Origin of the sequence: Salimicrobium jeotgali, assembly GCF_001685435.2 — a bacterium.
Taxonomy (GTDB): Bacteria; Bacillota; Bacilli; order Bacillales; family Halobacillaceae; genus Salimicrobium; species Salimicrobium album.
In genome coordinates this window covers 1,051,156-1,074,999 of sequence record NZ_CP011361.2, presented here as the reverse complement: position 1 = coordinate 1,074,999, position 23,844 = coordinate 1,051,156, and the positions used below count along the sequence as shown (strand labels likewise).

General features: G+C 46.6%; 25 protein-coding genes, 1 other RNA gene and 1 other annotated feature. Of the genes, 6 read left to right on the top strand and 20 right to left on the bottom strand.

All coding sequences use genetic code 11. The annotated features are described in order from the left end of the window. The 5 genes from AAV35_RS05335 to mnhG are packed head-to-tail and all read left to right on the top strand — an operon-like array spanning position 1 to position 2,950. Positions 1-339, top strand: a complete 339-nt coding sequence (locus AAV35_RS05335; protein ID WP_008588723.1) for a Na(+)/H(+) antiporter subunit C — start codon at positions 1-3, stop codon at positions 337-339. Beyond that, on the top strand, positions 332-1,816 hold the full coding sequence (locus AAV35_RS05330) for a Na+/H+ antiporter subunit D (protein WP_008588722.1): 1,485 nt from the start codon (positions 332-334) through the stop codon (positions 1,814-1,816). Before AAV35_RS05335 ends, AAV35_RS05330 begins: the two co-directional genes overlap by 8 nt. Positions 1,817-1,822: 6 nt before the next feature. Next, the gene (locus tag AAV35_RS05325) at positions 1,823-2,299 is read left to right on the top strand and encodes a Na+/H+ antiporter subunit E (protein WP_008588719.1); all 477 of its coding nucleotides are present in this window, start codon (positions 1,823-1,825) and stop codon (positions 2,297-2,299) included. Further along, positions 2,299-2,610 carry a Na(+)/H(+) antiporter subunit F1 gene (locus tag AAV35_RS05320; RefSeq protein WP_008588717.1) on the top strand — a complete coding sequence of 104 codons (312 nt, stop codon included), beginning with the start codon at positions 2,299-2,301 and terminating at the stop codon, positions 2,608-2,610. Before AAV35_RS05325 ends, AAV35_RS05320 begins: the two co-directional genes overlap by 1 nt. Then, positions 2,591-2,950, top strand: a complete 360-nt coding sequence (gene mnhG / locus AAV35_RS05315; RefSeq protein ID WP_008588715.1) for a monovalent cation/H(+) antiporter subunit G — start codon at positions 2,591-2,593, stop codon at positions 2,948-2,950. Before AAV35_RS05320 ends, mnhG begins: the two co-directional genes overlap by 20 nt. 102 nt (positions 2,951-3,052) lie before the next feature. Here mnhG and mtnN read toward each other — a convergent pair whose 3' ends face one another. The 16 genes from mtnN to AAV35_RS05235 all read right to left on the bottom strand — a co-directional run bounded on the left by mtnN (position 3,053) and on the right by AAV35_RS05235 (position 18,263). Then, positions 3,053-3,733, bottom strand: a complete 681-nt coding sequence (gene mtnN, locus AAV35_RS05310; protein WP_008588714.1) for a 5'-methylthioadenosine/S-adenosylhomocysteine nucleosidase — start codon at positions 3,731-3,733, stop codon at positions 3,053-3,055. A gap of 20 nt (positions 3,734-3,753) precedes the next feature. Then, on the bottom strand, positions 3,754-4,473 hold the full coding sequence (locus AAV35_RS05305) for a YrrS family protein (protein WP_008588712.1): 720 nt from the start codon (positions 4,471-4,473) through the stop codon (positions 3,754-3,756). Positions 4,474-4,557: 84 nt separating this feature from the next. Then, positions 4,558-5,034 (bottom strand): transcription elongation factor GreA, encoded by a 477-nt coding sequence (gene greA, locus AAV35_RS05300; protein WP_008588710.1) that lies wholly within the window; start codon positions 5,032-5,034, stop codon positions 4,558-4,560. A gap of 91 nt (positions 5,035-5,125) precedes the next feature. Then, the gene (udk, locus tag AAV35_RS05295) at positions 5,126-5,773 is read right to left on the bottom strand and encodes a uridine kinase (RefSeq protein ID WP_008588708.1); all 648 of its coding nucleotides are present in this window, start codon (positions 5,771-5,773) and stop codon (positions 5,126-5,128) included. Beyond that, positions 5,763-6,443 (bottom strand): O-methyltransferase, encoded by a 681-nt coding sequence (locus AAV35_RS05290; RefSeq protein ID WP_040609192.1) that lies wholly within the window; start codon positions 6,441-6,443, stop codon positions 5,763-5,765. The genes udk and AAV35_RS05290 overlap by 11 nt, the downstream gene beginning before the upstream one ends. An 85-nt stretch (positions 6,444-6,528) precedes the next feature. Beyond that, positions 6,529-7,653, bottom strand: a complete 1,125-nt coding sequence (gene mltG, locus AAV35_RS05285) for an endolytic transglycosylase MltG (protein WP_008588704.1) — start codon at positions 7,651-7,653, stop codon at positions 6,529-6,531. 172 nt (positions 7,654-7,825) lie between these two features. After that, positions 7,826-8,110 carry a DUF1292 domain-containing protein gene (locus tag AAV35_RS05280; RefSeq protein ID WP_008588702.1) on the bottom strand — a complete coding sequence of 95 codons (285 nt, stop codon included), beginning with the start codon at positions 8,108-8,110 and terminating at the stop codon, positions 7,826-7,828. A gap of 14 nt (positions 8,111-8,124) precedes the next feature. Further along, positions 8,125-8,541, bottom strand: a complete 417-nt coding sequence (gene ruvX / locus AAV35_RS05275; protein WP_008588700.1) for a Holliday junction resolvase RuvX — start codon at positions 8,539-8,541, stop codon at positions 8,125-8,127. Beyond that, positions 8,538-8,810: an IreB family regulatory phosphoprotein gene (locus AAV35_RS05270; RefSeq protein ID WP_008588699.1), complete on the bottom strand. Its 273-nt coding sequence runs from the start codon at positions 8,808-8,810 to the stop codon at positions 8,538-8,540. The genes ruvX and AAV35_RS05270 overlap by 4 nt, the downstream gene beginning before the upstream one ends. A gap of 60 nt (positions 8,811-8,870) precedes the next feature. Continuing rightward, positions 8,871-11,507 (bottom strand): alanine--tRNA ligase, encoded by a 2,637-nt coding sequence (gene alaS, locus AAV35_RS05265; protein ID WP_008588697.1) that lies wholly within the window; start codon positions 11,505-11,507, stop codon positions 8,871-8,873. A 373-nt stretch (positions 11,508-11,880) separates the two neighbouring features. After that, complete coding sequence (gene recD2, locus AAV35_RS05260; protein ID WP_008588694.1) at positions 11,881-14,202, bottom strand: SF1B family DNA helicase RecD2; 2,322 nt, start codon at positions 14,200-14,202, stop codon at positions 11,881-11,883. 11 nt (positions 14,203-14,213) lie between these two features. Continuing rightward, positions 14,214-14,876: a tetratricopeptide repeat protein gene (locus AAV35_RS05255; RefSeq protein ID WP_008588693.1), complete on the bottom strand. Its 663-nt coding sequence runs from the start codon at positions 14,874-14,876 to the stop codon at positions 14,214-14,216. 64 nt (positions 14,877-14,940) lie between these two features. Beyond that, positions 14,941-16,053 carry a tRNA 2-thiouridine(34) synthase MnmA gene (gene mnmA, locus AAV35_RS05250; protein ID WP_008588691.1) on the bottom strand — a complete coding sequence of 371 codons (1,113 nt, stop codon included), beginning with the start codon at positions 16,051-16,053 and terminating at the stop codon, positions 14,941-14,943. Between the two features lie 12 nt (positions 16,054-16,065). Then, positions 16,066-17,196 carry a cysteine desulfurase family protein gene (locus AAV35_RS05245; RefSeq protein WP_008588690.1) on the bottom strand — a complete coding sequence of 377 codons (1,131 nt, stop codon included), beginning with the start codon at positions 17,194-17,196 and terminating at the stop codon, positions 16,066-16,068. 19 nt (positions 17,197-17,215) lie between these two features. After that, positions 17,216-17,635, bottom strand: coding sequence for a cysteine metabolism transcriptional regulator CymR (gene cymR, locus AAV35_RS05240; protein ID WP_008588689.1), 420 nt, complete (start codon positions 17,633-17,635; stop codon positions 17,216-17,218). Beyond that, positions 17,589-18,263, bottom strand: coding sequence for a YczE/YyaS/YitT family protein (locus AAV35_RS05235; protein WP_008588688.1), 675 nt, complete (start codon positions 18,261-18,263; stop codon positions 17,589-17,591). Before AAV35_RS05235 ends, cymR begins: the two co-directional genes overlap by 47 nt. Positions 18,264-18,380: 117 nt before the next feature. On the opposite strand from AAV35_RS05235, the gene AAV35_RS05230 reads away from it, so the two are divergent. Next, positions 18,381-19,655, top strand: a complete 1,275-nt coding sequence (locus AAV35_RS05230; protein ID WP_008588687.1) for a replication-associated recombination protein A — start codon at positions 18,381-18,383, stop codon at positions 19,653-19,655. A 70-nt stretch (positions 19,656-19,725) separates the two neighbouring features. Here AAV35_RS05230 and ssrS read toward each other — a convergent pair. The 4 genes from ssrS to dtd form a co-directional block, all read right to left on the bottom strand. Continuing rightward, positions 19,726-19,919, bottom strand: a non-coding RNA gene (gene ssrS, locus AAV35_RS05225) — 6S RNA. Positions 19,920-19,975: 56 nt separating this feature from the next. Continuing rightward, entirely contained in the window at positions 19,976-21,739 is a 1,764-nt protein-coding gene (gene aspS, locus AAV35_RS05220) for an aspartate--tRNA ligase (RefSeq protein WP_008588683.1), read from the bottom strand. Positions 21,740-21,742: 3 nt separating this feature from the next. Next, the gene (gene hisS, locus AAV35_RS05215; RefSeq protein WP_008588682.1) at positions 21,743-23,017 is read right to left on the bottom strand and encodes a histidine--tRNA ligase; all 1,275 of its coding nucleotides are present in this window, start codon (positions 23,015-23,017) and stop codon (positions 21,743-21,745) included. Between the two features lie 103 nt (positions 23,018-23,120). Beyond that, positions 23,121-23,337 (bottom strand) — a binding site (T-box leader). A gap of 52 nt (positions 23,338-23,389) precedes the next feature. After that, on the bottom strand, positions 23,390-23,836 hold the full coding sequence (dtd, locus tag AAV35_RS05210; protein ID WP_008588680.1) for a D-aminoacyl-tRNA deacylase: 447 nt from the start codon (positions 23,834-23,836) through the stop codon (positions 23,390-23,392). Positions 23,837-23,844 lie beyond the last annotated feature (8 nt).

The following is a 23,844-nucleotide window of genomic DNA, read 5'->3' as shown; positions in this document are numbered from 1 at the left end:
ATGGAAATAGTGATGTCCGTCCTCGCCGGTCTTCTGTTTATGACCGGCGTGTACAACCTCCTCCAAAAACAACTGCTGAGAATCGTTATAGGAACAGCACTCATTTCACACGGGGCTCACCTCACCATCCTTACCATGGGTAAATTGAAAGATGGGGCTGCACCTATTCTGACCGACGGAGTGGAAAATTACACCGACCCTCTTCCACAGGCACTGATTCTTACTTCTATCGTTATCAGTTTCGGTGTCACCAGCCTCCTGCTGGTATTAGCTTATCGGGCATCCAAAATAAACCACACGGACAATATGGAAAAACTGAGAGGTAACGACTATGAGTAATTTAGCTATACTGCCTATACTGCTGCCGTTTCTGGCAGGGGTACTGGTAGCTTTCTTTCATAAAAATCTGATAGCATCAAGAATTTTTTCAATCATAGCCACTGTTATCCATCTGGCGCTCACTATTTTCATCTTTATGAGTGTCCAGGAATCGGGTACTTATGTGCTTGAAGTCGGAGGGTGGGAAGCGCCTTTTGGTATTGTGATAGTAGCTGACCCTCTGTCTGCTCTACTGACTATGACTACAGCAGTGGTAGCAACGGCGGCTGTCATCTATGCACCTAAATCACTTTCCAGGATCCAGGAGGAATTTTATTTTTACAGCTTTTTCTTCCTGCTGATTGCAGGGGTGAACGGTGCTTTCCTTACCGGGGACCTTTTCAACCTGTTCGTGTTCTTTGAAGTACTGCTCATGGCTTCCTACGGGCTCATCGTTCTCGGGAACGGAAAAGCACAGCTGAGGGAATCGCTGAAGTATATTTTAATTAACCTTTTCTCCTCCATGCTTTTTGTAACCACTATATCGTTCCTTTATTCCGTTATCGGTACAGTGAACATGGCCCAGGCGGCCGAAAGAGTGGGCGAGGTCGAACAGCAGGGTGTGCTTACCGTAATAGGTATATTGCTGTTTTTCGTTTTTGCTACAAAAGCAGCTGTTTTCCCTCTCTATTACTGGCTCCCTTCTTCCTATACCGTGCCTAATGCTGTCGTATCCGCTTTGTTTGGAGCGCTTTTGACCAAAGTAGGGGTATACTCCATCCTTCGTACGTTTACGCTCATCTTCAACTACGAAGTCGATTTAACGCATACCCTCTTCATATACCTGGCGATGTTTACAATGATATTCGGGGTGATAGGCGCTTTATCAACGAACAACGTAAAACTGATCATAGCTTATAACGTTATTCCGGCTGTCGGTTTTATGCTTATGGGAATCGGTATTTTCACGGAGACGTCCATTGCAGGTTCCATTTACTATCTGGTACACGACATGATCATCAAAGCCGTTTTATTCCTTCTTATCGGTGCTGTCACTTATGCTGCCGGCACTTCCGATCTGAAAAAAATGGGAGGGCTGATCCACCACTATCCGGTGCTCGGCTGGATGTTCTTTCTTTCTACCCTGGTTCTGGCCGGAATTCCGCCCTTCAGCGGTTTCATAGGAAAGCTGCTGCTGCTCCAGGGAGGTTTGAATCAGGAAGAGATCCTCATCGTAATCGTAGCGCTCATATCCAGTCTTGGAATTCTGTTTTCCATGATCCGAATATTCATTGGAGGATTCTGGGGAGAAGCTGATATAATGGATTTACCGAAACAGAAACCTTCTCTGGCCGCCATGACGTGGCCGGTCGGCATCCTGCTCAGCCTTTCCATCCTTCTCGGTGTCGGTGCAGAAATGTTTTACCCTGCCGTATCCTCCATCGCCGAGTATGTAATGGACCCTGAATTATACATTGAATCTGTTCTTAAGGAGTAAACGTCTATGCCATTTCAAATAGTTTTAAATATTATTATCGCTGTTATGTGGATGTTTCTGAGTGAAACATATAATTTCTCAACCTTTGCGGTCGGGTACATTTTAGGGATCTTCCTTCTCTTCATCATGAGGCGATTCGTTAAAAGACCTTTCTACCTTAACAGAGTGTGGAAAGTGAGCCTGCTTATTCTGCTGTTCATCAGGGAACTCATTATGTCCTCTATCGATATCGTGGAATTCGTCTACAAAAAGGAACTGGATAACCGCCCGGGTATTTTCGCCCTTCCTCTTGAGGTTAAGAGCGATTGGGAGGTAACGCTTCTGGCTAATCTTATTTCTCTTACCCCGGGAACTCTGTCGCTTGCAGTAAGTGATAATCACGACGTGTTATATATACACGCCATGGATATCCCTGATATTGAAACCTCAATATCGGATATCAAAGACACTTTTGAAAAAGCGATAATGGAGGTGACCCGCTGATGGAAACTGCATTGAGTGTGACCCGGACCATCATGGAAATCTCGACCCAGGTGGCTATCATCGGCGTCGGGATATCTATTTTCATGTTGCTTTACCGGGTAATCAAAGGTCCTACCAATCCTGACCGGGCCGTCGCCCTCGACGTAATGGGCATTACTCTGATGGCACTGGCCGGGCTGGTCACCATCCTTCTCGTTACGACAAAACTGAACGACGTTGTCCTGTTAATCGGGATACTTCTTTTCATAGGAACGATCGCCCTGGCGAAATTCATAGAAAAGGGTGTTATTATTGAACGGGACGATAATTAATTTACTGATAGACATTCTGATCATTTTTTTCCTGCTTTCCGGTACATTTTTCGTGTTTTCCGGTGCTTTGGGAGTAGTAAGATTCAAAAACGTATATTTACGTCTGCACGCTGCCACCAAGAGTTCAACTCTCGGTGTGGCCGGCCTTATGCTGGGGGCTTTTCTTTTCATGCTTAACGAACATGGCATCGTCAGCGGAAAACTTCTGCTCGGTATTCTGTTCGTTCTCATTACGGCTCCCGTCTCCGCTCATATGATTGGTCGTGCCGCCTATAAAAGCGGTATCCCTCTTTCTGAAGAAGCGGTCCAGGATGACTACAAAGAAACTTTTGAAGAGTAATCCGTCTGTTTTTTCCTAAGGATAGGAATTTATTTAATCCATACAAAACCCGGAGCAGAGAAGATGCAACACGCATCCTCCCTTCTCCGGGTTTTGTTCTTACTATATGAGGGCTTTGATTAAATCAGTGGAATTTTTCGCAGCCTGATCGAGAAATTTCTGAAAGGATACAGACGATTCTTTTCCTGCCACGTCGGACAAAGCGCGAATGACGACGAATGGAGTACTGTATCTGTAACATACCTGCGCCACTGCAGCAGCTTCCATCTCGACAGCAATAAGATCGGGGAAACGACCCCTCACTTCGTTGATTCTCACTTCTTCCTGCATAAACGTATCTCCGGAAGCAATGACCCCCAGCTTTCCGTTCAGCCCCATTTCTTTAAGCTGACGCAGGGCATCAAAAGCAAGTTGCTTATCGGCAGGGTATACAGCCGGCATCCCGGGGACCTGACCGTGAACGTAATCGAATGCCGTAGCATCCACGTCGTGATGCAGAACGGTCTCTGAAATGACTATATCTCCTGTTTCCAGTTCATAATCAAATCCGCCTGCAGAACCTGTATTGATGCAGTAGTCTATGTCAAACTCTTCATGCAGAATGGTGGTGGACATGGCGGCGTTCACTTTCCCTATACCTGATAATAACAGTACTACACTTTTTCCATTTAATCGTCCCTTCGTAAAAACCTGTCCTGCTACTGTACGTTCCTCTTCTACTTCCATCGCTTCTTTCAAATGCTTTATTTCCTGATCCATCGCTCCAATTATACCTACACTCATCCAAAAGCTCCTTTATTCCATCAATCGTATGGGTTATTCTCTAAAACTTCTTTTTCAATAGGCTTGTACCCTTGCCCCTCCTGCCATTCGATGAGCACACGGTAAACACTATTCTGCTGACTGTCCGAAACAACGGTATTCACCAGTTGAGGACCACCGCCGTTTTCGACTCTCCAGGCAATCATGTCGCTCTGGTTCAAACCGGTAGCATTAGCGGCTGCCTGCAAAATCTCATTCCAGTCCTGTGAGCCGCGATCGTAAGTGACTCTGTGAGACCCTGAAGTATCCTGTTCCGTTTCTACAACATCGAACTGTCCGTCTTCCTCACTGTTTTCCTTCTGCTCTTCCTCAGAGGATGCATCTTTATCCGATTCATCACCGGAAGTCTTTTCTTCGTCTGAAGAACTTCCCTCGTCTGAACTCTTCTCGTCTTCGGAAGAGTCTTTATCTGAGGAAGATTCATTCTCTCCGGAAGAATCTTTGTCAGTGGAAGACTCATTTTGTGAACTCTCGCCTTCAGACTCATTTTCACTGCCCGAACTCTCGTTTCCGGACTGCGTTTCTTCCGTTCCGGAAGCAGACTGATCACCCGCCTGCTGTTCATTTCCTCCAGTCAGACTGCCTGCCACCCAGAACAACAGGAGCACGGCCACTAATACAATCGCTGCCGAAACTACCGTTTTCTTTTTTCTTTTTTCTTTCATCCGTTCCTGTCTGGAATTGTTTTTCGATTCACTCATGTAAGAAATCCTCCTTCACATATGTATTATACTACGTATTGAAAAAAGATGAATATAGCAAAAAAGCAGGAAATGTATTCCTGCTTATGAGACCGATATAATTTTAACTTTCAAATCGCCTGCCGGAGTCTGTACCGTGACTTTATCCCCTATTTCTTTGCCAAGCAGACTTTGCGCCATCGGGGATTCGTTGGAGATTTTACCTTCGAAAGGATCGGCTTCGGCACTACCGACTATTGTATACTTCTCTTCGTCTCCTTCAGGAAGTTCCTGAAATGTGACGCTTTTACCGAGAGTCACGACATCCGGATTATCGGACGTATTTTCAATGATAACTGCATTTCTGATCATATTTTCTATCTGCTGAATGCGGCTTTCCACGAAAGCCTGTTCATCTTTAGCAGCATCATATTCAGAGTTCTCGGAAAGATCTCCGAAATCTCTCGCTGTTTTTATACGTTCCACTACTTCCTTACGTTTCTCTGTCTTCAATTCATGAAGTTCACTTTCTAAATTCTTTTTACCCTCTTCTGTCATATAAAAGCTTTTTTCTTCTGCCATTTTTTACACTCCTTAATGAACTGCTCCACTATTCATAACAATCTCTCTATACTTTACCAAATTATGAAAAACAGTCAAATAATTTCCCGTATCAAAGGCTGTCCGGAATGAGGCCCCGCTCTCTCAGAATAGTATGGATCTTCGTAGCCATAATATCAATAGCGACATGATTCTGTCCGCCTTCCGGTATAATGATGTCCGCATAGCGTTTCGTCGGCTCCACAAATTGCAGGTGCATGGGACGCACGACGTTTGTATACTGCTCTATGACAGAGTCAAGCGTCCTCCCCCGCTCATTGATGTCACGGAGCATTCTTCGTATAATGCGGACGTCCGCGTCAGTATCTACGAAGACCTTGATATCCATAAGATCACGAAGTTTTTCATCCTCGAGAATCAGAATACCTTCGAGGATAATTACGTCTCTCGCTTCCACCTGCACCGTTTCTTCGGAGCGCGTGTGCATTTTATAATCGTAGACCGGTTTCTCAATCTGTTCCCGCTTGATCAGTTTATTGATATGCTCGATTAAAAGATCGTTGTCAAAAGCAAGAGGGTGGTCATAGTTCGTATTCAATCTCTCTTCAAAAGGGAGATGGGACTGGTCCTTATAGTAATAATCCTGTTCTATCATCAAGATGGACTGTTCCGTAAACTGCTGAATGATCGACTTTGTCACGCTCGTTTTTCCGGAACCGGAACCACCGGCTACTCCTATTACAATCGGTTTATCTTTCATCTGAAAAATTTTCTCCCCTCATTGATCTTCTGTGCTTTCGGGTGGTAATCGCCACACCGTCTCCTGAAGGGACGATGGACGTTTCGTAATCTTCAAGCTGCATAAGCCAGTCGTTGAAGCTGCGGATTTTCCCGGCAATCTTTCCGAATCTTTTGTCAGCATTATCCGGGTCGGCCACCAGCCCCTTGAATAACACGTTGTCGGTGACGATTACCCCTTCCTCCCTCAAAAGAGGCGTGTATAGCTCAAAAAACCGTTTGTACTGCCCTTTCGCTGCATCGATGAATAAAAGATCAAACGGCCCTTCCTTCTGTACAACATCTTTCATTTCAAGAGCGTCTCCATGGTAAAGAATGAGGTCAGCTCCACAGGGGGATTTTTTCCTGTTTTCCATCGCCTCTTCATACCGTCCGGCATCTCTTTCTACTGATACGACACGCACCCCCGGAAATGCTTCGGCCATCTGAATAGCAGAATAACCGATTGCAGTCCCGATTTCCAGAATGACTGAGGGTTTTTGAAGACGTATCATCTGCCTGAGAAAATGGATGGAGTCTTTCTCCATTATAGGTACGTGATTTTCTGCTGCATATTCTTCCATTTCACGTATATGCCCTTCCGAATCAGGAAGGAGGCCCCTGATATATTCGTTATCATTATTCATAGACATCTTCCTTTATAAGATTCCGTTCACAACTTAATTATTCTAACATAAAAAAATTAAGGAAAGCGAGGGTTATTCCCGCTTTCCCTATTCAATTACCGGAGATATATTTTTCCTTTTTCTTATTGTGTTCCTTCAGCGTTTTCGAATAGTGGATATTACCTTCTCCATCCGCAAGGAAGTACAAGTATTCAGAATTAATAGGACTTGCCACAGCTTCCATGGAGTTCTCATTGAAATTGGAAATCGGTCCGATAGGAAGTCCGCTTATATGATAGGTGTTAAAGGGAGACTCGATCTCCAGATCATCATATTTCGTACGTTCCAGGTGCTCCCCGTGTGCATAAGCAACAGTAGGGTCCGTCTGAAGGCGCATATCTTCTTCCAGACGATTATAGAACACTCCGGAGATTTCCCTGCGGCTTTCAGCTGTTCTTGCTTCATTTTCAAGCAGCGAGGCCATCGTTACCGCTTCATGAATGTTGAGGCCCTGTTCCTTCACTTGTTCTTTGTAAGGAATAACGACCGAAGATGTTTTCGACACCATTTTCTCTATGATCTTTTCGATGCCCACCTCCTTTTTGTAAAAGGAATAGGTGGCTGCGAACAGATATCCTTCGAGCGGATAACGTATCTCTTCCTGCATAATAGCTTCGCTCAACAGTTCCGGATACTTCTCTCTCAAGCTCGAGATGTAGTCGGTATCCTTCATCTTGTCCATAAATTCCTTTTTGGAAAATGAAAATTCACCGGCGTAGATCTCCGCTATCTGTTCCACTGTCTGCCCTTCCGGAATAGTGACCCGTTTTTTGGGTTCCTTAACGACTTTTCCGGACTGAAGTGAATCTATAATACTATCCGTCTTCATCGCGGGCGTAAATTCGTAGGACCCGGCCTGGAAGCCCGTCTCATTTTTGAACTTCGTATAAAATCTGAAGATGGTTGAATTCGATATAACTCCTTTGTCCTCAAGAATCGCAGCTATCTCAGAATTGGTGGAGCCACTGGGAATCTCTACGTTCACGGGTTCTTCATCATTTTCGTCCACAGGTTTTAAAGCACTCGAGACGTAGAAATACCCGCCCACCACACCAACGATAAGCACGATTGTTATAACAATCAGCACAGATGCTACAATTTTCCGGACTTTACCGGCTTCTTCGGTGCGGTTTTTCTTATTCTTTTCGTATTCTTCCTTGAACTTGGAATCCGACACGTCACATCCTCCTTCACCGGGTTTATTATACTATAATTCAGAGGATTGTGTCGAAATTCTTCACTTTTTCAACAAGCGGTTCCACTTGCCCCTCATGAATGCTATGTATTCCGTTTAATGCAGAACAGTTGTATTTAAAGGAAAAACTCCCGGTTTCAAACCGGGAGTTAACTTAAGTCAAATCTTCGTCAGAAAGGGTGTTCAGCATTTCTTCGACCATTTCCCATTCCTCGTCGGATTCAATCTGATAGAGGGAAAGATTCTCATCATCGTCTTCCTTTTCTTCATAACGGAAGGCGAAAACTTCCACCTCTTCATTATCTTTCTGCTCGGCGGGCACAACTGCGATATACGATTGTTCCGTTTTGTCGACATCGAACGTGAACAATACTTCAAAAAGGTGCTCCTCTCCGTTTTCATCAGGTATTACAATTTTTTCTTCTTTTTCCAGTGCCATGATATTCATCCTCCTTATTTTGGGGCATCCAGATATCCCTGAAGGATCATTACAGCTGCCATTTTGTCCACTACTTTCTTACGCTTTTTCCGACTTACATCGGCTTCTAACAGCACGCGTTCAGCTGCCATCGTAGTCAATCTCTCATCCCACAGGTGTACAGGAATTTCGAAGTTCTTTTCAAGCCAATTCGCGAACCGCTCGCTCTGCTCAGCCCTCGGTCCGATAGACCCGTTCATGTTTTTAGGATATCCGACTACTGCTTCGGTAATCATTTCCCGTTCGATGATCGACGTCAGAGCTTGCCTCGCAGTCGAATAATCATCTTCATCCCAGTGAATCGTTTTGATTCCCTGCGCTGTCATCCCCAGAGCATCGGAGACAGCTACACCTATCGTTTTTTCCCCGACGTCCAGTCCCAGTTTCTTCATTCCTTACCCTCTTTTTGTTTATTCAGGTACGATTTCACCAGCTCTTCGATCAATTCATCCCGCTCCACGTTTCTGATCAGATTGCGCGCTTCCCGGTGACGAGGGATATAAGCCGGATCACCTGAAAGAAGATAACCGACAATCTGATTAATCGGGTTATACCCTTTTTCCTGAAGCGCATCGTAAACGTTCATTAAAATCGATTCTATCTCCCTGTTTTCAGGATCTTCCGGGGAATTGAACTTCATAGTCTTATCCATTGAACTCATCTTCATCACCTCGCACGTTTAGTTACCCTCCATTATATACTATTTAACGAAGAATAAAAATCAGACAGTCCCGGATACGTAATCATAGGCATAGTCGAGAGCTTCCGAGATTCTGGAAGTATCCTTCCCGCCTGCCTGCGCCATATCCGGGCGTCCACCTCCGCCTCCGCCACAGCGGGAAGCGGCACCTTTGACGAGATTTCCTGCATGGTAACCTTTTTCCACCAGATCTTTGGAAACTCCGGCTGTGAGCTGAACTTTATTACCCGAAGGGGTGGCAAGCAATATTATCCCTGATGAAACCTTCTGTTTCAAGTCGTCCATCATTGCGCGTAAAGCGTTCATGTCTTTGGCCTCCACCTGTTTGGCAAGAACATTCACTCCGTTCACTTCTTTAAATTCATCGAGAATGGAGGAAGCTTCGAGGTTCGATAATCTGGAAGTCAACGATTCGTTTTCTTTCTTCATCTCCCTGATTTCCTGATGGAGAGTCTGAATTCTTTCCGGCACCTGCTCCATACGTGCTTTAAGAAGTTCTCCTGACTCACGCAATACGGCCTCCCGTTCATTCGTCAATTCATACGCAGCTTTTGATGTCAGAGCTTCAATACGTCTTGTACCTGCTCCGATTCCCGTTTCGGACTGGATCTTAAACACACCGATTTCAGAAGTATTTGCTACGTGACAGCCGCCACAAAGCTCAAGGCTGTAGTCGCTGATACTGATGACTCGTACTTCCTCTCCATATTTCTCACCAAAAAGCGCCATAGCGCCTTCACGTTTTGCTTCTTCGAGAGTCTTGTAATCGACCGAAACCGGAAGAGCCTGCCATATTTTCTCATTTACTGCATTTTCTATTTCTTTTAACTCATCCTCAGTAACAGCTCCGAAATGGGAAAAGTCGAATCGCAGCCGCTCGCTCTCAACGAGAGATCCGGCCTGATTCACGTGCTCACCCAATATATCTTTGAGAGCCTGATGCAGAAGGTGGGTAGCCGTATGGTTTTTGACAATGAAAGACCTCGAGCTCCTGTCCACTGTAGCCCGGACTTCTTCTCCCTGACCGATCGACCCCTCTTTCACTGTAACTTCATGCAGATTCTGATTATTCGGCGCATTTTGTACGTCCGTCACTTCAAGAGTGGCCTCCTCAGTCGATAGGAAACCTCTGTCAGCGATCTGGCCTCCGCTTTCCGCATAGAAGGGAGTACGATCAAGCATCAGATACACCGTTTCTCCCTTTTCCGCTTTTTCCGCGATGGCTCCTTCTTTCACTATGGTCGTCACTACACTTTCCGTTTCGAGCAGATCATATCCCACAAACTTACTCTCCGTGTGGATATCACCGAGGACGCTGTTCTGGATCTGCATGGAATCCGTTTTCTGACGGGCGCTTCTGGCGCGCTCCCTCTGGTTCTCCATCTCTTTCCGGAAACCTTCTTCATCTGCGGTGAAGCCTTCCGCTTCCACGTATTCCACCGTCAGCTCTTTAGGAAATCCGTATGTGTCATAAAGCAGAAATACATCCTCGCCGGGGAATACCTGACTCCCCTTTTCCGCTTCCCTCTTCATGATCGAAGAAAGGATATCGAGACCTTCATTTAAAGTTTCGTGGAATCGCTGTTCTTCCGATTTAATGACCGTCTGGATAAAGCTCTCTTTGTTCTTCACTTCCGGATAGAAATCTTCCATGATGCCGGCAACTGCAGGAACGAGTTTATAAAGAAACGGCTCATCGATGCCCAGCTGTTTTGCAAATCGGACAGCGCGCCGCAGCAGTCTCCTTAATACGTACCCCCGGCCTTCATTGGAAGGAAGAGCACCGTCTCCGATAGAAAAAGCTACCGTACGAATATGGTCGGCGATTACTTTGAAAGCCGCATCCGTCGTTTCATTTTCATCATAGGAACGACCTGAGATCTCTTCAGTATGCTTGATCAGCGGAAGGAAGAGATCCGTCTCGAAGTTCGTCCGCGTGCCCTGGACGACCGAAACGATCCGTTCGAGTCCCATGCCGGTATCAATGTTCTTCTTCGGCAGTGGAGTGTACGTATTATCCGGGTTGTGATTGAACTGGGAAAACACGAGGTTCCATATTTCAAGGTACCGTTCATTCTCTCCTCCCGGATAAAGTTCCGGGTCTTCCAGGTTATTCCCGAAGCTTTCCCCGCGATCATAGAAGATCTCTGTGTTCGGGCCACTCGGTCCTTCTCCGATGTCCCAGAAGTTTTCTTCGATTCTGATGATTCTTTCTTCAGGCAATCCGATTTTATCTTTCCAGATGTTGTACGCTTCGTCATCCTGAGGGTGAACAGTTACAGAAAGTTTGTTTTCATCGAATCCTATCCACTTGTCACTGGTAAGAAATTCCCATCCCCATTCAATCGCTTCTTCCTTGAAATAATCACCGATGGAAAAATTACCTAGCATTTCAAAAAATGTGTGGTGTCTCGCGGTGAAGCCCACGTTTTCAATGTCATTGGTTCTGATCGACTTCTGCACGTTCACTATTCTCGGATTTTCGGGCACGACACGTCCATCGAAATATTTCTTCAATGTAGCTACTCCGCTGTTGATCCAGAGAAGCGTCGGATCTTCGTGAGGAATAAGGGAGGCGCTCGGCTCTACCCCATGCCCTTTCTCTTTAAAAAAATCGATGAACATTTGCCTGACTTCTACTGATGATAAATTTTTCATACGTGTGCCACTCCTTTTTTTCCTTTTAATATACTCAACGCCAGAAGGTAATATTCACCTTCCTGATCTCTCTAATAAAAAAATCCCTCAGAAATATTCTGAGGGACGGCTATGACCGCGGTACCACCCTGGTTATGGATAAACCATCACTTAGTGGACCTGTAACGGCGTCCATAAAGCCGTCGGGGATTAACCCGCACTCCGGGAGAGCTTTCCGCATTCAGTTACATAACACCCCTTCCAGCCTCTGGGGGCACCTCTCTGGATGACCGATATACGTACTTCTTCCCATCTTCGCATTAGTCTTAATATCTAAATTAAATTATAAGCAACGGATATTCCCGTGTCAACGGTTCTAAAAGAAACCGGCTCTTTACATGAAATCATATGGAGAAAGAGCCTCATCCTCTTCATCTTCATCGTAAGTAAAATCCGTCTCTTTTTTCAATTTCTCCTGAAGATACGTATATCTCTGATTGGTATCCTTTGTCCGTATGCCCTTGATGAACGCCTGCGGGTCACCACAAAGAATCAGCGACTGCTTAGCACGGGTCACCGCCGTATAAAGAAGATTCTTCTTCAGCATACGGTTGTACTGATAGGTGACCGGAAGAACCACTATCGAGAATTCACTGCCCTGGGACTTATGGATAGAAGTGCAGTAGGCAAGCATAATGTTGGAGAGTTCTTTTTTGGAATACGTCACTTCTTTCGTATCGAACTCTACTACCACCTGTTCAACGTGATCGATGTTTTCCTCCGCACGGAAAATGGCGGCCACTTCCCCTATATCTCCATTGAAGACTCCCTCTTCCGGCTGGTTTACAAGCTGGATGACTTTATCCCCTTTTCGGAAAATGTTTCCTTTCCACTCTATTTCTCGTTTGTTTTTACTTCCGGGATTCACTCTGTTCTGTAAAGAACGGTTGATCTCATGAATACCCGTTTCCGATCGGTACATGGGAGCAAGAACCTGGATATCTTTCATATCGATAGATTTCTCATGCGCTTTCGCCACGATGTTGGTCACTACTTCGTTCAGGCGGCTGTCGGGAGCGTGGATAAAATTAAAATCCTGCTCTTTCTTCAGCATATCAAGCGTACACGTATCATTTTTTATTGCGTGAGCAAGGTGGATAATTTTCGAACCTTCTTTCTGCCGATACACTTCAATCAGCTGTATCAGCGGAATGACATCGGAAGCTATCAGGTCGGCGAGCACCTGCCCCGGCCCGACCGAAGGCAATTGGTCCTCATCCCCAACGACCACTACCTGCATGTCGGAAGGAATCGCACGGAATAACTGATTGGACAGCCACATATCCACCATAGAGAATTCATCAATGATCAAAATCTTTCCTTCGATCTGATTAGTACTGTCTTTTTCGAACGTCTGATGGCCGTCCCAGCCGAGAAGCCGGTGAATAGTACTCGCAGGAAGACCTGTAGACTCATTCATTCTTTTAGCCGCCCGGCCGGTAGGAGCTGCGAGCACAAAAGGGAAAGGCACATCTTTCGTATAGTCTTTCGGGTCGAGAGAGCAGTCTTCAAGTTTGGAGTACGCATGTAACAGGCCTTTGATTACGGTCGTTTTTCCCGTCCCCGGACCACCGGTGATTACCATCATTTTCTTTTTTAGAGCTGTCTCAATAGCTTCGAACTGTTCTTTTCCGTAACTCATCGTCTCTTCCTCTTCAATGGAACCGATAACTTTCAACAATTCGGCCTGGGTGAAGTCGACCTCCATCTCTCCGGAGAGAATGCGCTCCACCTGTGTAACGAAACCATTTTCTGCAAAATAAAGGGTCGGGAGGTAAATACGATCCTCTTCAATATATACATATTTCTCTTCCCCGAGGTGAATCACCTCCCCGGAAAGCTGTTCATACGTAAGCGGCGACTCCCCGGGATGATGGAGCAGCTGCTCCATCTCGAGAAGACACGTTTCAAGCGGCAAATAAATGTGACCGGCCTGGAGGTTCTGGTGAAGAGTATACAGGCATCCGGCCCTGATACGGGTAGGATGATCATGGGTCAGGTTCCTGTGTCTTGCCAGCTCATCTGCTCTGTGGAAACCGAAGCCTTCGACGGTGAAGACGAACTGGTAAGGGTCCTCTTCCAGAATATCAAGCGTTTTATCCCCGAACGCACCGTAAATCTTCTGTATCGTTTTGAGGCCGAGACCGTGCTTCGTAAGCTCTACCATTACCCGTTCGAACCCCTGATGCTCCGTGAGAGAATAATAAAGCTTATCTTTTATCTTCGCCGACATCTTCGGCACCTGATCGAGGACCTGTTTGTCGGAGAGAATTCTCGGTACTGCATTTTCCCCGAGAGTCTCTACAATTCTCTCGGCCGTCTTCTTCCCGACACCGTCAAACAGTTCGCTGGAAAGGTAGGCGATCAGTCCATCCTTCGTTTCCGGGAGAAGTCTGCGATACTCCTCCACTACATATTGTTCCCCGAATTTTTTATGATGTTCGAAGTACCCGTGGAATATATAGGTTTCCCCTTCTTCAAGAGGAGTGAAATGCCCTTTGACAATCAGTTCTTCCATTTTTAGATTTTCGGTGGTTTCCAGTACTTTCACGGAAGCTATCGAAAATGCCTCTTCTTCTTTATGAAAAATCATCCGCTTCAGTTCCGCTTTTACATACGGTCTCTTTTCCTGTTCGATCGATTGCTGATTATCCATCACCCGGCTCCTTATTTCCCATTCAGTGCTTTTTCGACTTCCCCTTTTGCATGGGCAGCGAGCATGTGATCACTCTGCACCTTCAGTGCTTCATTGAAATAATCGAGGGCTGCTTCGGCTTCTTCTTTATAAATGCAGATCACGCCGAGGTTGTAGAAAGCATCCGCATGTTCCGGAACTATATCAAGAAGCGCCTTTAATACCCGTGCCGCTTCGTCGAATTGTTCATTCTGTGCAAGACAGAGGCCGAACTGAAACTGAATGTCCACATCGTTCGGATCTATTTCGGCTGCCCGGGACAGATAGGGAAGAGCCAGCTTGTGATAATCCTGCTGAACGAGACTCATTCCGAGCAGAAAATAAACGTCCGCTTCATCCAGCCCTTTTTCGATCGCCTGGAGGAATTGATTCTGGGCTTTCGTAAAACTATCCTGTTCATAATACACATTACCGAGACCGTAATAAGCGGTGGCTGCAGTATCATCCAGCGAAATCGCACGTTCAAAAAACCTTTCTGCCCTTTCGTATTCCTGCATATGCAAAAGCAGATTTCCGAAGTTTATATAGCCGAGCGGCTCCCCGGGATTCTCCTCAATAACATCCGTAAACAATTTCGCGGCTTCCTCAAATTTCTGTTCCTGCATCCGGTCGATGCCCTGTTGCAGTTTATCCATACCGATACCCCTTTCTTTTATGTAGGAAAAAAGCCATGCCGTATAACTACATGGCTTTCCTCTATTAACCGACGTGTTGCATCGGTACCTCGTTCTTTTCGACTTCATCGATTGTGGCTCCTCCGAGACACACTTCGTTATCGTACAGAACAACTGCCTGGCCCGGTGTAATAGCGCGTTCCTGTTCATGGAACACGACTTTGATCCGGTTGTCCGTCAAAGGATGGACGGTGACTTTGGAGTCTTTCTGACGATAACGGAACTTGGCTGTACACTCGAATGAATTTTCGGGCACGCGATTGTCCGTCCAGTTCATTTCCACAGCAATTAAAGCATCGGAATAGAGCGCTTCGTGGTCAAATCCCTGACCGACGTAGAGAATATTCTCGCTTACGTTTTTACCGACGACGAACCAGGGATCACCCGCACCGCCGATGCCGAGACCCTGGCGCTGTCCGAGGGTATAATACATAAGACCGTCGTGCTCACCCTTAGTTTCTCCGTCCAGCGTCTCCATTCTACCGGGCTGGGCAGGCAGATACTCGCTCAGAAATTCCTTGAAATTCCGTTCTCCAATGAAACAGATGCCCGTCGAGTCTTTCTTTTTGGCTGTTGCGAGTCCGTTTTCGAGGGCGATTTCCCGCACCTCCGGCTTCGGTATATCTCCGAGCGGGAACATAACTTTAGTCAGAGCTTCCTGGTCCAGCTGGTTCAGGAAATACGTCTGGTCTTTGTTCTCATCCACGCCCCGCAGCATTTCCACTCGTCCGTCCCGCTCCCGGACACGTGCATAGTGACCGGTAGCCAGATAATCGGCTCCAAGAGAGAGAGCATGGTCGAGAAAAGCTTTGAATTTAATTTCTTTGTTACACATTACATCCGGGTTCGGTGTCCGTCCGGCTTTGTATTCATCAAGAAAATACGTGAATACTTTATCCCAGTACTGTTTCTCAAAATTCACTGCATAATAAGGGATATCAAGCTGGTTACAGACACGGATGACGTCTTCATAGTCTTCCGTAGCGGTACACACGCCGTTTTCGTCCGTGTCGTCCCAGTTTTTCATAAAAATGCCCACAACGTCATACCCCTGCTCTTTCAAAAGAAGAGCAGCCACGGATGAATCGACCCCGCCACTCATTCCGACAACAACCCGTGTGTCTTTCGGTTCTTTCATTAAGGATCCCTCCTATTTGTTTAATCTTCTGTAAATGGAAGCCACCCGTCGAGCAGCTTCTTTTACGTTCGTCTCGTTGTTTGCTGCTCCGAAACTGAAGCGTATGGAATTTCTCATACGTTCCGGATCATCAGGAAACATAGCGCTCAAAACGTGGGAAGGTTCAAAAGAACCGGCAGTACATGCGCTTCCGCTTGAAGCGGCTACTTTTTCCAGATCAAAATTCGTAAGCATCGTCTCTACGTCCATATTATGAAAACTGATATTGACGATGGCAGCTGTCGTATTCTGTCCGTTCACCTCGAACGACACTTCTTCCTCTTCAAGGACCGACAGGAACGATTTTTTGTAGTTTTCGTACTGCGCTACATTCTCTTCCCGATTCTCTTCCATCATTTCCATCGCTTTTTCAAGACCTTTCACAGCCTGAACGTTTTCCGTACCGGCCCGACGTTTCCGTTCCTGTTCCCCTCCGTAAGTCATCGGAGTGAGAGGTACACCTTCCCGGGCGAAAAGAAAGCCGATGCCCTTCGGTCCATTAATCTTATGGCCGGAAAATGCAAGCAGGTCCACAGCCGTCTCCCTTACATCAATGTTCTCGATTCCAAGAGCCTGAACTGCGTCCGAATGAAAATAGGCCGGATGATTTTTCAAAGCTTCTCCGATCTCTTCCACGGGCTGCCGCACCCCTGTTTCATTATTCACCATCATAACAGAAACAAGCACTGTATCCTCGCGGAGTGCTTCTTTAACAGCTTCGGCCGTTACCGCTCCGTCCGGTTCCGGAGCGACGTACGTCACGTCAAACCCCTGTTTTTCCAAAGCAGCCACGGCGTGGAGCACAGCGTGATGTTCGATGGAGGTGGTAACGACGTGACCTTCACCCAATTCTTCGGTCACACCGAAAATCGCAAGGTTATCAGCTTCCGTTCCACCGCTTGTGAAAATGATTTCTTTTTCCCCGGCTCCGATAGAGGCAGCCACCTTCCGTCTCGCTTCGTCCAGCACCTGCCGTGCTTTTCTTCCATACTGGTGGATGCTGGAGGGGTTTCCGTATACTTCCCGGTAAACAGGTACCATAGCTTCAATCACTTCGTCGTGTACTGGCGTCGTGGCAGCATGATCAAGATAAATTGCTTCCATAACTGATTTCCTCCTGGTCTTAAATGTAGAACATAAACTCATCCTGTGTCTGTTCTCCGGTATGATTCTTCAAATCTTCCAGAGTAGTCGTGTCAAGCACTTCCCTGACCGCATCCCTGATCCGCAGCCACAGCGCCTGTTTTGCCGGTTCCTCTTCTTCGATTCCTTCAACAGGGGTGATCGGTCCTTCCAGAACTCTGATCACATCTCCTGCCGTAATTTCGTCGGGACGATCCTTAAGCATATAGCCCCCATAAGCACCGCGCACGCTTTTCACGAGGCTGGCGTTTCTGAGAGGAGCGATAAGTTGTTCAAGGTAATGTTCGGATAAGTCGTTGTCTCTCGCAATCTGCTTGAGAGACACGGGACCTTCCCCGTATTTTCTGGCCAGTTCAATCATTATCGTAAGACCATAACGTCCTTTGGTCGATATTTTCATTCTTCTCACCCTTCTTCATAAAAAACTTCAACAAACGTTTCGCCATAGGCAGGCTGTATCCTACCATTGTACCGAGCATAAGTGCTATAAATACTGTCCCTACACCTACCGGTCCCTGCAGCAGCCATCCGAGGACCGCCACGGATACTTCCATCACGTTTCTGGAGGTGGAGATCTTCCAGCCAAGCACATCGGAAAGCATCAGCATAAAGCTGTCCCTCGGACCCGCACCTAGATCAGGAGCTACATAGATTCCTATCCCGAACGCCATAATCAGCGTTCCGAGCGCGAAAACGGTGATCTGCATTGCAAGTGTCTCGGGTTCTACAAGCATCCAGTTAAATATATCTATGAATACGCCAATCAGAATCATATTTAAAATAGTCCCGAGTTTCGGCAACTGCCTGTAAAAAATGGAGGTGGCGACTACGATAGTTATCCCCGCGATTATCGACCACGATCCTATCGTAAGTCCGAGCTGCTCGTACAATCCGTAATGGAACACGTCCCACGGGCCGATACCAAGAGCCCGGCCCTGGATTGTAAGAGAAATTCCGAACGCCAGAATAATGAGACCGATGGTGAAAAAAGACCATCGTAACTTTTTATTGTCCATAGTTTTCCGCATAATTAATCCTTCTCCCTATTTTACCACACGCCATTATACCATGAAGGGTGGAGTGCTTGCATTTTTTCTGTACAAACTCTACGATTATCGTATATTACCTACACCAAGGAGGACATAATGAGTCAACAACCACTGGCATTTCGAATGAGACCTGCACACATAGAAGACATTATCGGCCAATCACATCTCGTGAGCGAAGGGAAAACGTTACGGCGAATGATCGATTCCGGAAGACTTCTGTCAATGATTCTGTACGGTCCGCCCGGCACCGGAAAAACTTCTCTCGCTACAGCTCTTGCCAAGAGCTTGTCTCTTCCCTATAAAATATTGAATGCGGTGACGGATAAGAAGAAGGACATGGAAGTAGCTGTAGAAGAGGCGAAAATGCACGGAGGGATGGTGCTTATTCTGGACGAAGTTCACCGGCTCGATAAAGCCAAACAGGACTTCCTTCTCCCTCATATAGAAAAGAATACTATCACATTGATAGGCTGTACCACAAGCAATCCCTACCACTCCATAAACCCTGCAATCAGAAGCCGGGTCCATCTCTTTGAACTTGAGAAACTGTCCCTCGAAGAAGTGAAGGAAACGATCGGACGTGCTGTAGACGCCGAAGAAGGACTGGCCGATCTTTCTCTTGATATTTCCGAAGAAGCTCTCAATCACTTTGCGCTGGCTTCAAATGGAGACTTGAGAGGGGCTTTGAACGGTCTTGAACTTGCCGCTTATTCAACGAAGGAAGATGAAAATGGAGTTATATCAATCGACTTGAGTGCTGCGGAGGAATCGATGCAGAAGAAAAGTTTTTCTCACGATAAAGACGGGGACGCTCACTACGACGTATTATCCGCTTTTCAGAAATCGATTCGCGGGAGTGACGTCAACGCTGCTCTTCACTACCTCGGAAGACTGATAGAAGCCGGAGATCTCGAGAGTATCGCCAGAAGACTTGTTGTCATCGCCTACGAAGACATAGGAGTCGCCAATCCTCAAGCCGGACCGAAAGCTTTATATGCGGTACAGGCAGCGGAACGCCTCGGCTTTCCCGAAGCGAGAATTCCCTTGGCGGTAGCCGTGACGGACTTATCACTCTCACCGAAATCAAACAGCGCATACAAAGCACTCGATGCAGCTATATCAGATATTAAAAAAGGAAAAAGCGGGGAAGTGCCTGATCACTTAAAAGATTCTCACTATAAAGGAGCGGAATCCCTCGGACACGGAGTCGATTACAAGTACCCTCACAATGCACCGGCGGGATGGGTCAATCAGCAGTACCTCCCGGATGAAATTAAGGACAGGCGCTACTACGAGCCGAAATCGAGCGGTAAATATGAGCAGGCACTGCAGAAAGTTTACGAAAATATAAATCAGCAAAAGAAAAAATAGGACAATTGTAAGTGTTGAGCTGCAAACTAAAAACCCGACTTAAAAAGTCGGGTTTACTTACATTAAAAAAATCAATCCCGATCGTGCCGTCGTGTCATGAGTTTTGAACCCGCTACTGGCAGGTGGGTGTCCTGTTCTGCATTTCTTGAGTCCTCTAAGTATAAATATACAACGAGGCATTCATTCCATGCAGAAACTTCGGACTCCCTTCTCATAAATGTTCGGTCAAAACGTACAGTTTTACAACGAACACATCAGGATTGATTTCTTTTACTTTGTATTCAAATCATAGCATAGATGTATAAGGTTATCAAGGAATCTTATTTCTTTTTATTCAATTTCAAGTGCAGTTCCTCCAACTGTTTCCCGGCAACTTCAGACGGCGCGTCCGTTAAAAGATCGGAAGCGGAAGCCGTTTTAGGAAACAGAATCGTGTCACGAAGGTTTTGACGATGGGCGAGAATCATGATCAGCCGGTCCAGTCCGAAAGCGATTCCGCCATGAGGAGGTGCTCCGGAATCCAGTGCCTCCATCAGGAATCCGAATTGCTCTTCGGCTTCTTCCCTTGAGAAACCGAGAGCTTCAAACATTTTTTCCTGAAGTTCGCGCTTATGAATACGAAGCGATCCTCCTCCAAGCTCATATCCATTCAGTACAATATCGTAAGCTTCAGCCTGTACACTCTCCGGGCGGTCGAGAAGATGCTGTTCATCTTCAGCCGCCGGCATAGTGAACGGATGGTGGGCAGCGTAGTACCTTCCATCTTCTTCATTGTATTCAAACAGCGGCCAGTCCACCACCCAGAGAAAGTTGAAACTGGAACGATCGATAAGGCCGAGACGGCTGGCCAGCTTCTGCCTAAGTGCTCCAAGGCTTTCCTGAACCACTCCCGATTTATCTGCTACGAACAGCAGCAGGTCATCATCTTTGGCGTTTAAAGCTTCTTTAAGAGAAGAGGCTTCCGGCTCGCCGAAAAATTTAGCTATGGGACCGGTGATTTCCCCGTCCTTGATTTTCATCCAGGCAAGCCCTTTCGCTCCGTAAACCTTCACCTCTTCGGTGAGCTGGTCTATATCTTTCCGGGAGAACTGATCAGCCTGCCCTTCCACATTAATGGCACTCACCTGACCACCCGAAAAGACGGCTTTTTCAAAAACCTGAAAACCGCTCTCGGAAACAACCGAAGAAACGTTAACGAGCTCAAGTCCGTATCGAGTATCCGGTTTATCGGACCCGTATCTTTCCATAGCTTCCATATAGGATAGTCTCGGGAAAGGAGTATCGATCTCTATCCCTTTCACTTCTTTCATGACCGCTTTCATCATACCCTCTGTCATGCGCATAATGTCTTCTTTTGTTACGAAAGAAGCTTCGATGTCCACCTGGGTGAATTCAGGCTGACGGTCCGCCCGGAGATCTTCGTCCCGGAAACACCGGGCGATCTGATAATATTTTTCAAATCCGCTCATCATCAGTAATTGCTTGAACAGCTGAGGGGACTGGGGCAGAGCGTAAAACCCGCCGCCATGGACACGGCTCGGCACAAGGTAATCCCTTGCCCCTTCCGGTGTACTTTTAGTCAGAATAGGTGTCTCCATCTCCAGAAAATTATCGCTGTTGAGATAGTCGCGGATGACCTGTGTCGTTTTATGACGGATGAGAAATGTCTCCTGCATCTCACTTCTCCTCAGATCGATGTAGCGATGTTTCAATCTAACATCTTCTGCAACGTCCGTATCGTTCTCGATCATAAAAGGAGGAGTTTTCGCTTTGTTTAAAACCTGAACATCTGTCGCTACCACCTCGATACTCCCGGTAGCTACCTGTTCGTTGACGGTGCTCTCATCCCGCTGCACCACTTTCCCTTCCACTTCGAGGACGTACTCGCTGCGCACCGATTCCGCTACCGCCAGTGCCTCTTTGGACGTTTCCGGATTAAACACCACCTGCACGATACCGGAACGGTCCCGGAGATCGATGAAAATAAGACCTCCAAGATCCCTCCGCTTCTGCACCCATCCTTTCAGTAATACGTTCTCTCCTTTGTGTTCTTGCCGTAACGATCCGCAAGACGTACGCTCCATTCTCTATTCCTCCTTCATTTTCTTCAGCTCAGCCATAACATTTTCAAGAGAGACTTCTTTCTGTTCTCCCGTTGCCATATCTTTAACGTTCACCAAGTTATTTTCCACTTCTCTATCTCCAAGAATTAGCACTTTTTTAGCTTTCAGTCGATCCGCAGCCTTAAACTGTGCTTTCATTTTCTTATGGAGATAGTCTTTATCAACGCGAAGTCCTTCCGAACGTAATTTATCCACCAGTTTCACCGCTTCAAGCTCCGGCTTTTCACCGATTGCAACGATATAGCAATCAAGTTCTTCCTGTTTCGGCAGTTCCACTCCTTCCGCTTCCAGAGCCATCAGAAGACGTTCGATACTAAGAGCGAAACCTATACCCGGTGTCGCAGGACCGCCGATATCCTCCACGAGCCCATTATATCGGCCGCCACCGCTCAGTGTTGTGATGGCGCCGAACCCTTCAGCCTCACTCATGATTTCAAAGGCTGTATGATTGTAGTAATCAAGCCCCCGTACCAGATTCGGGTCGACTTCATAATCGATATCCATTGCGTCAAGATAAAACTTCACTTTCTCAAAATACGTTCTCGAGTACTCATTCAGAAAGTCCAGAATAGACGGAGCAGTCTTCATCGCCGGATGATCTCTGTCTTTTTTGCAGTCAAGTACCCGCAGCGGGTTTTCTTTAAGACGGATCTGACAGTCACTGCAAAGTTCCTCTTTGTGAGGAGAGAAGTGGTTCACAAGTGCTTCCCTGTGCGCTTCCCTGCTTTCCTGATCCCCAAGACTGTTTACGATCAGTTTTAACGAAGAGAGACCGAGTTCCTGATATGCTTTCATCGCGAAAGATAAAACTTCGGCGTCTACAGCAGGATCTTCACTGCCAAGGGCCTCTATTCCGAATTGCACGAACTGGCGGGTTCTTCCCTGCTGAGGACGTTCATAGCGGAACATAGGACCGATGTAGAAAAGTTTGGTAGGCTGGTTCGCAAGACCATGAAGTTTGTTCTGTACGAATGAACGTACAACCGAAGCCGTGCCTTCGGGTCTTAACGTTATACTCCGGCCACCCCTGTCTTCAAACGTGTACATCTCTTTTTGCACGATATCGGTGGAATCACCCACCCCGCGCTGAAAAAGTTCCGTATGTTCGAATATCGGCGTGCGAATTTCCTTGTAATTAAAGCGATGCGACAAATCTTTAAGAGTGTTTTCTATATATTGCCAATCCTCTACAGTTCCCGGCAGTATATCCTGAGTCCCTCTCGGCGCATTCATTGCCATAGCCATTCCTCCTGATTCATATTATGAATATTCATTTACTCTTACCGATCAGGGCGACAGAGCCCTAAAAAAAGCCCCGTCCCTTTTTCTGCAGTGCTGCAGAAAAAGGGACGGGACTGCCCGTGGTGCCACCCTAATTGAAGATAATTCTTCCACTTTGGACCTTTAACGCAGGCTTTACGTCCGCACCTACCAATAACGTTCGGCACGGCACCTAAGAAACGTCTTTCACCGATGCATCATAGGGAAGTGTTCTCAGCCGTGACACTTCTTCTCTGAACTATGTGGGTACCGGTTACTTTTTCCCTCGATGGTTTTATCTTTAACTGAATTGCTTTCTATCATATAGACGTCCTGTCATTCTGTCAAGACTCACCGCTCTTTGCTGTCCAGAATCAATGTGACGGGACCGTCGTTCACAAGATCCACCTGCATCATTTCTCCGAAACTCCCGGTCACCACAGGGATTCCTTCCCTGCGGACGTAGGCGTTAAATTTTTCATACAGGTCATTGGCCATATCAGGCTTGGCAGCCTGCATGAAATTGGGCCTGCGGCCTTTTCTCGTATCGCCGAATAAAGTGAATTGAGATATCGAAAGTATCTCCCCCTCCACGTCCACCGCAGAATAATTCATCTTTTCATTTTCATCTTCAAAAATCCGCAGATGAGGTATTTTTTTCGCCAGATACAGAGCGTCTTCTTCCGTATCTTCCCGGGAAACGCCAAGAAGAACCACGAGACCTTTATCCACTCTGCCCGGTTCTTTTCCTTCTGCCGTAACTTTCGCTTCAGTCGTCCGCTGTACTACTGCTTTCATTTGATTTC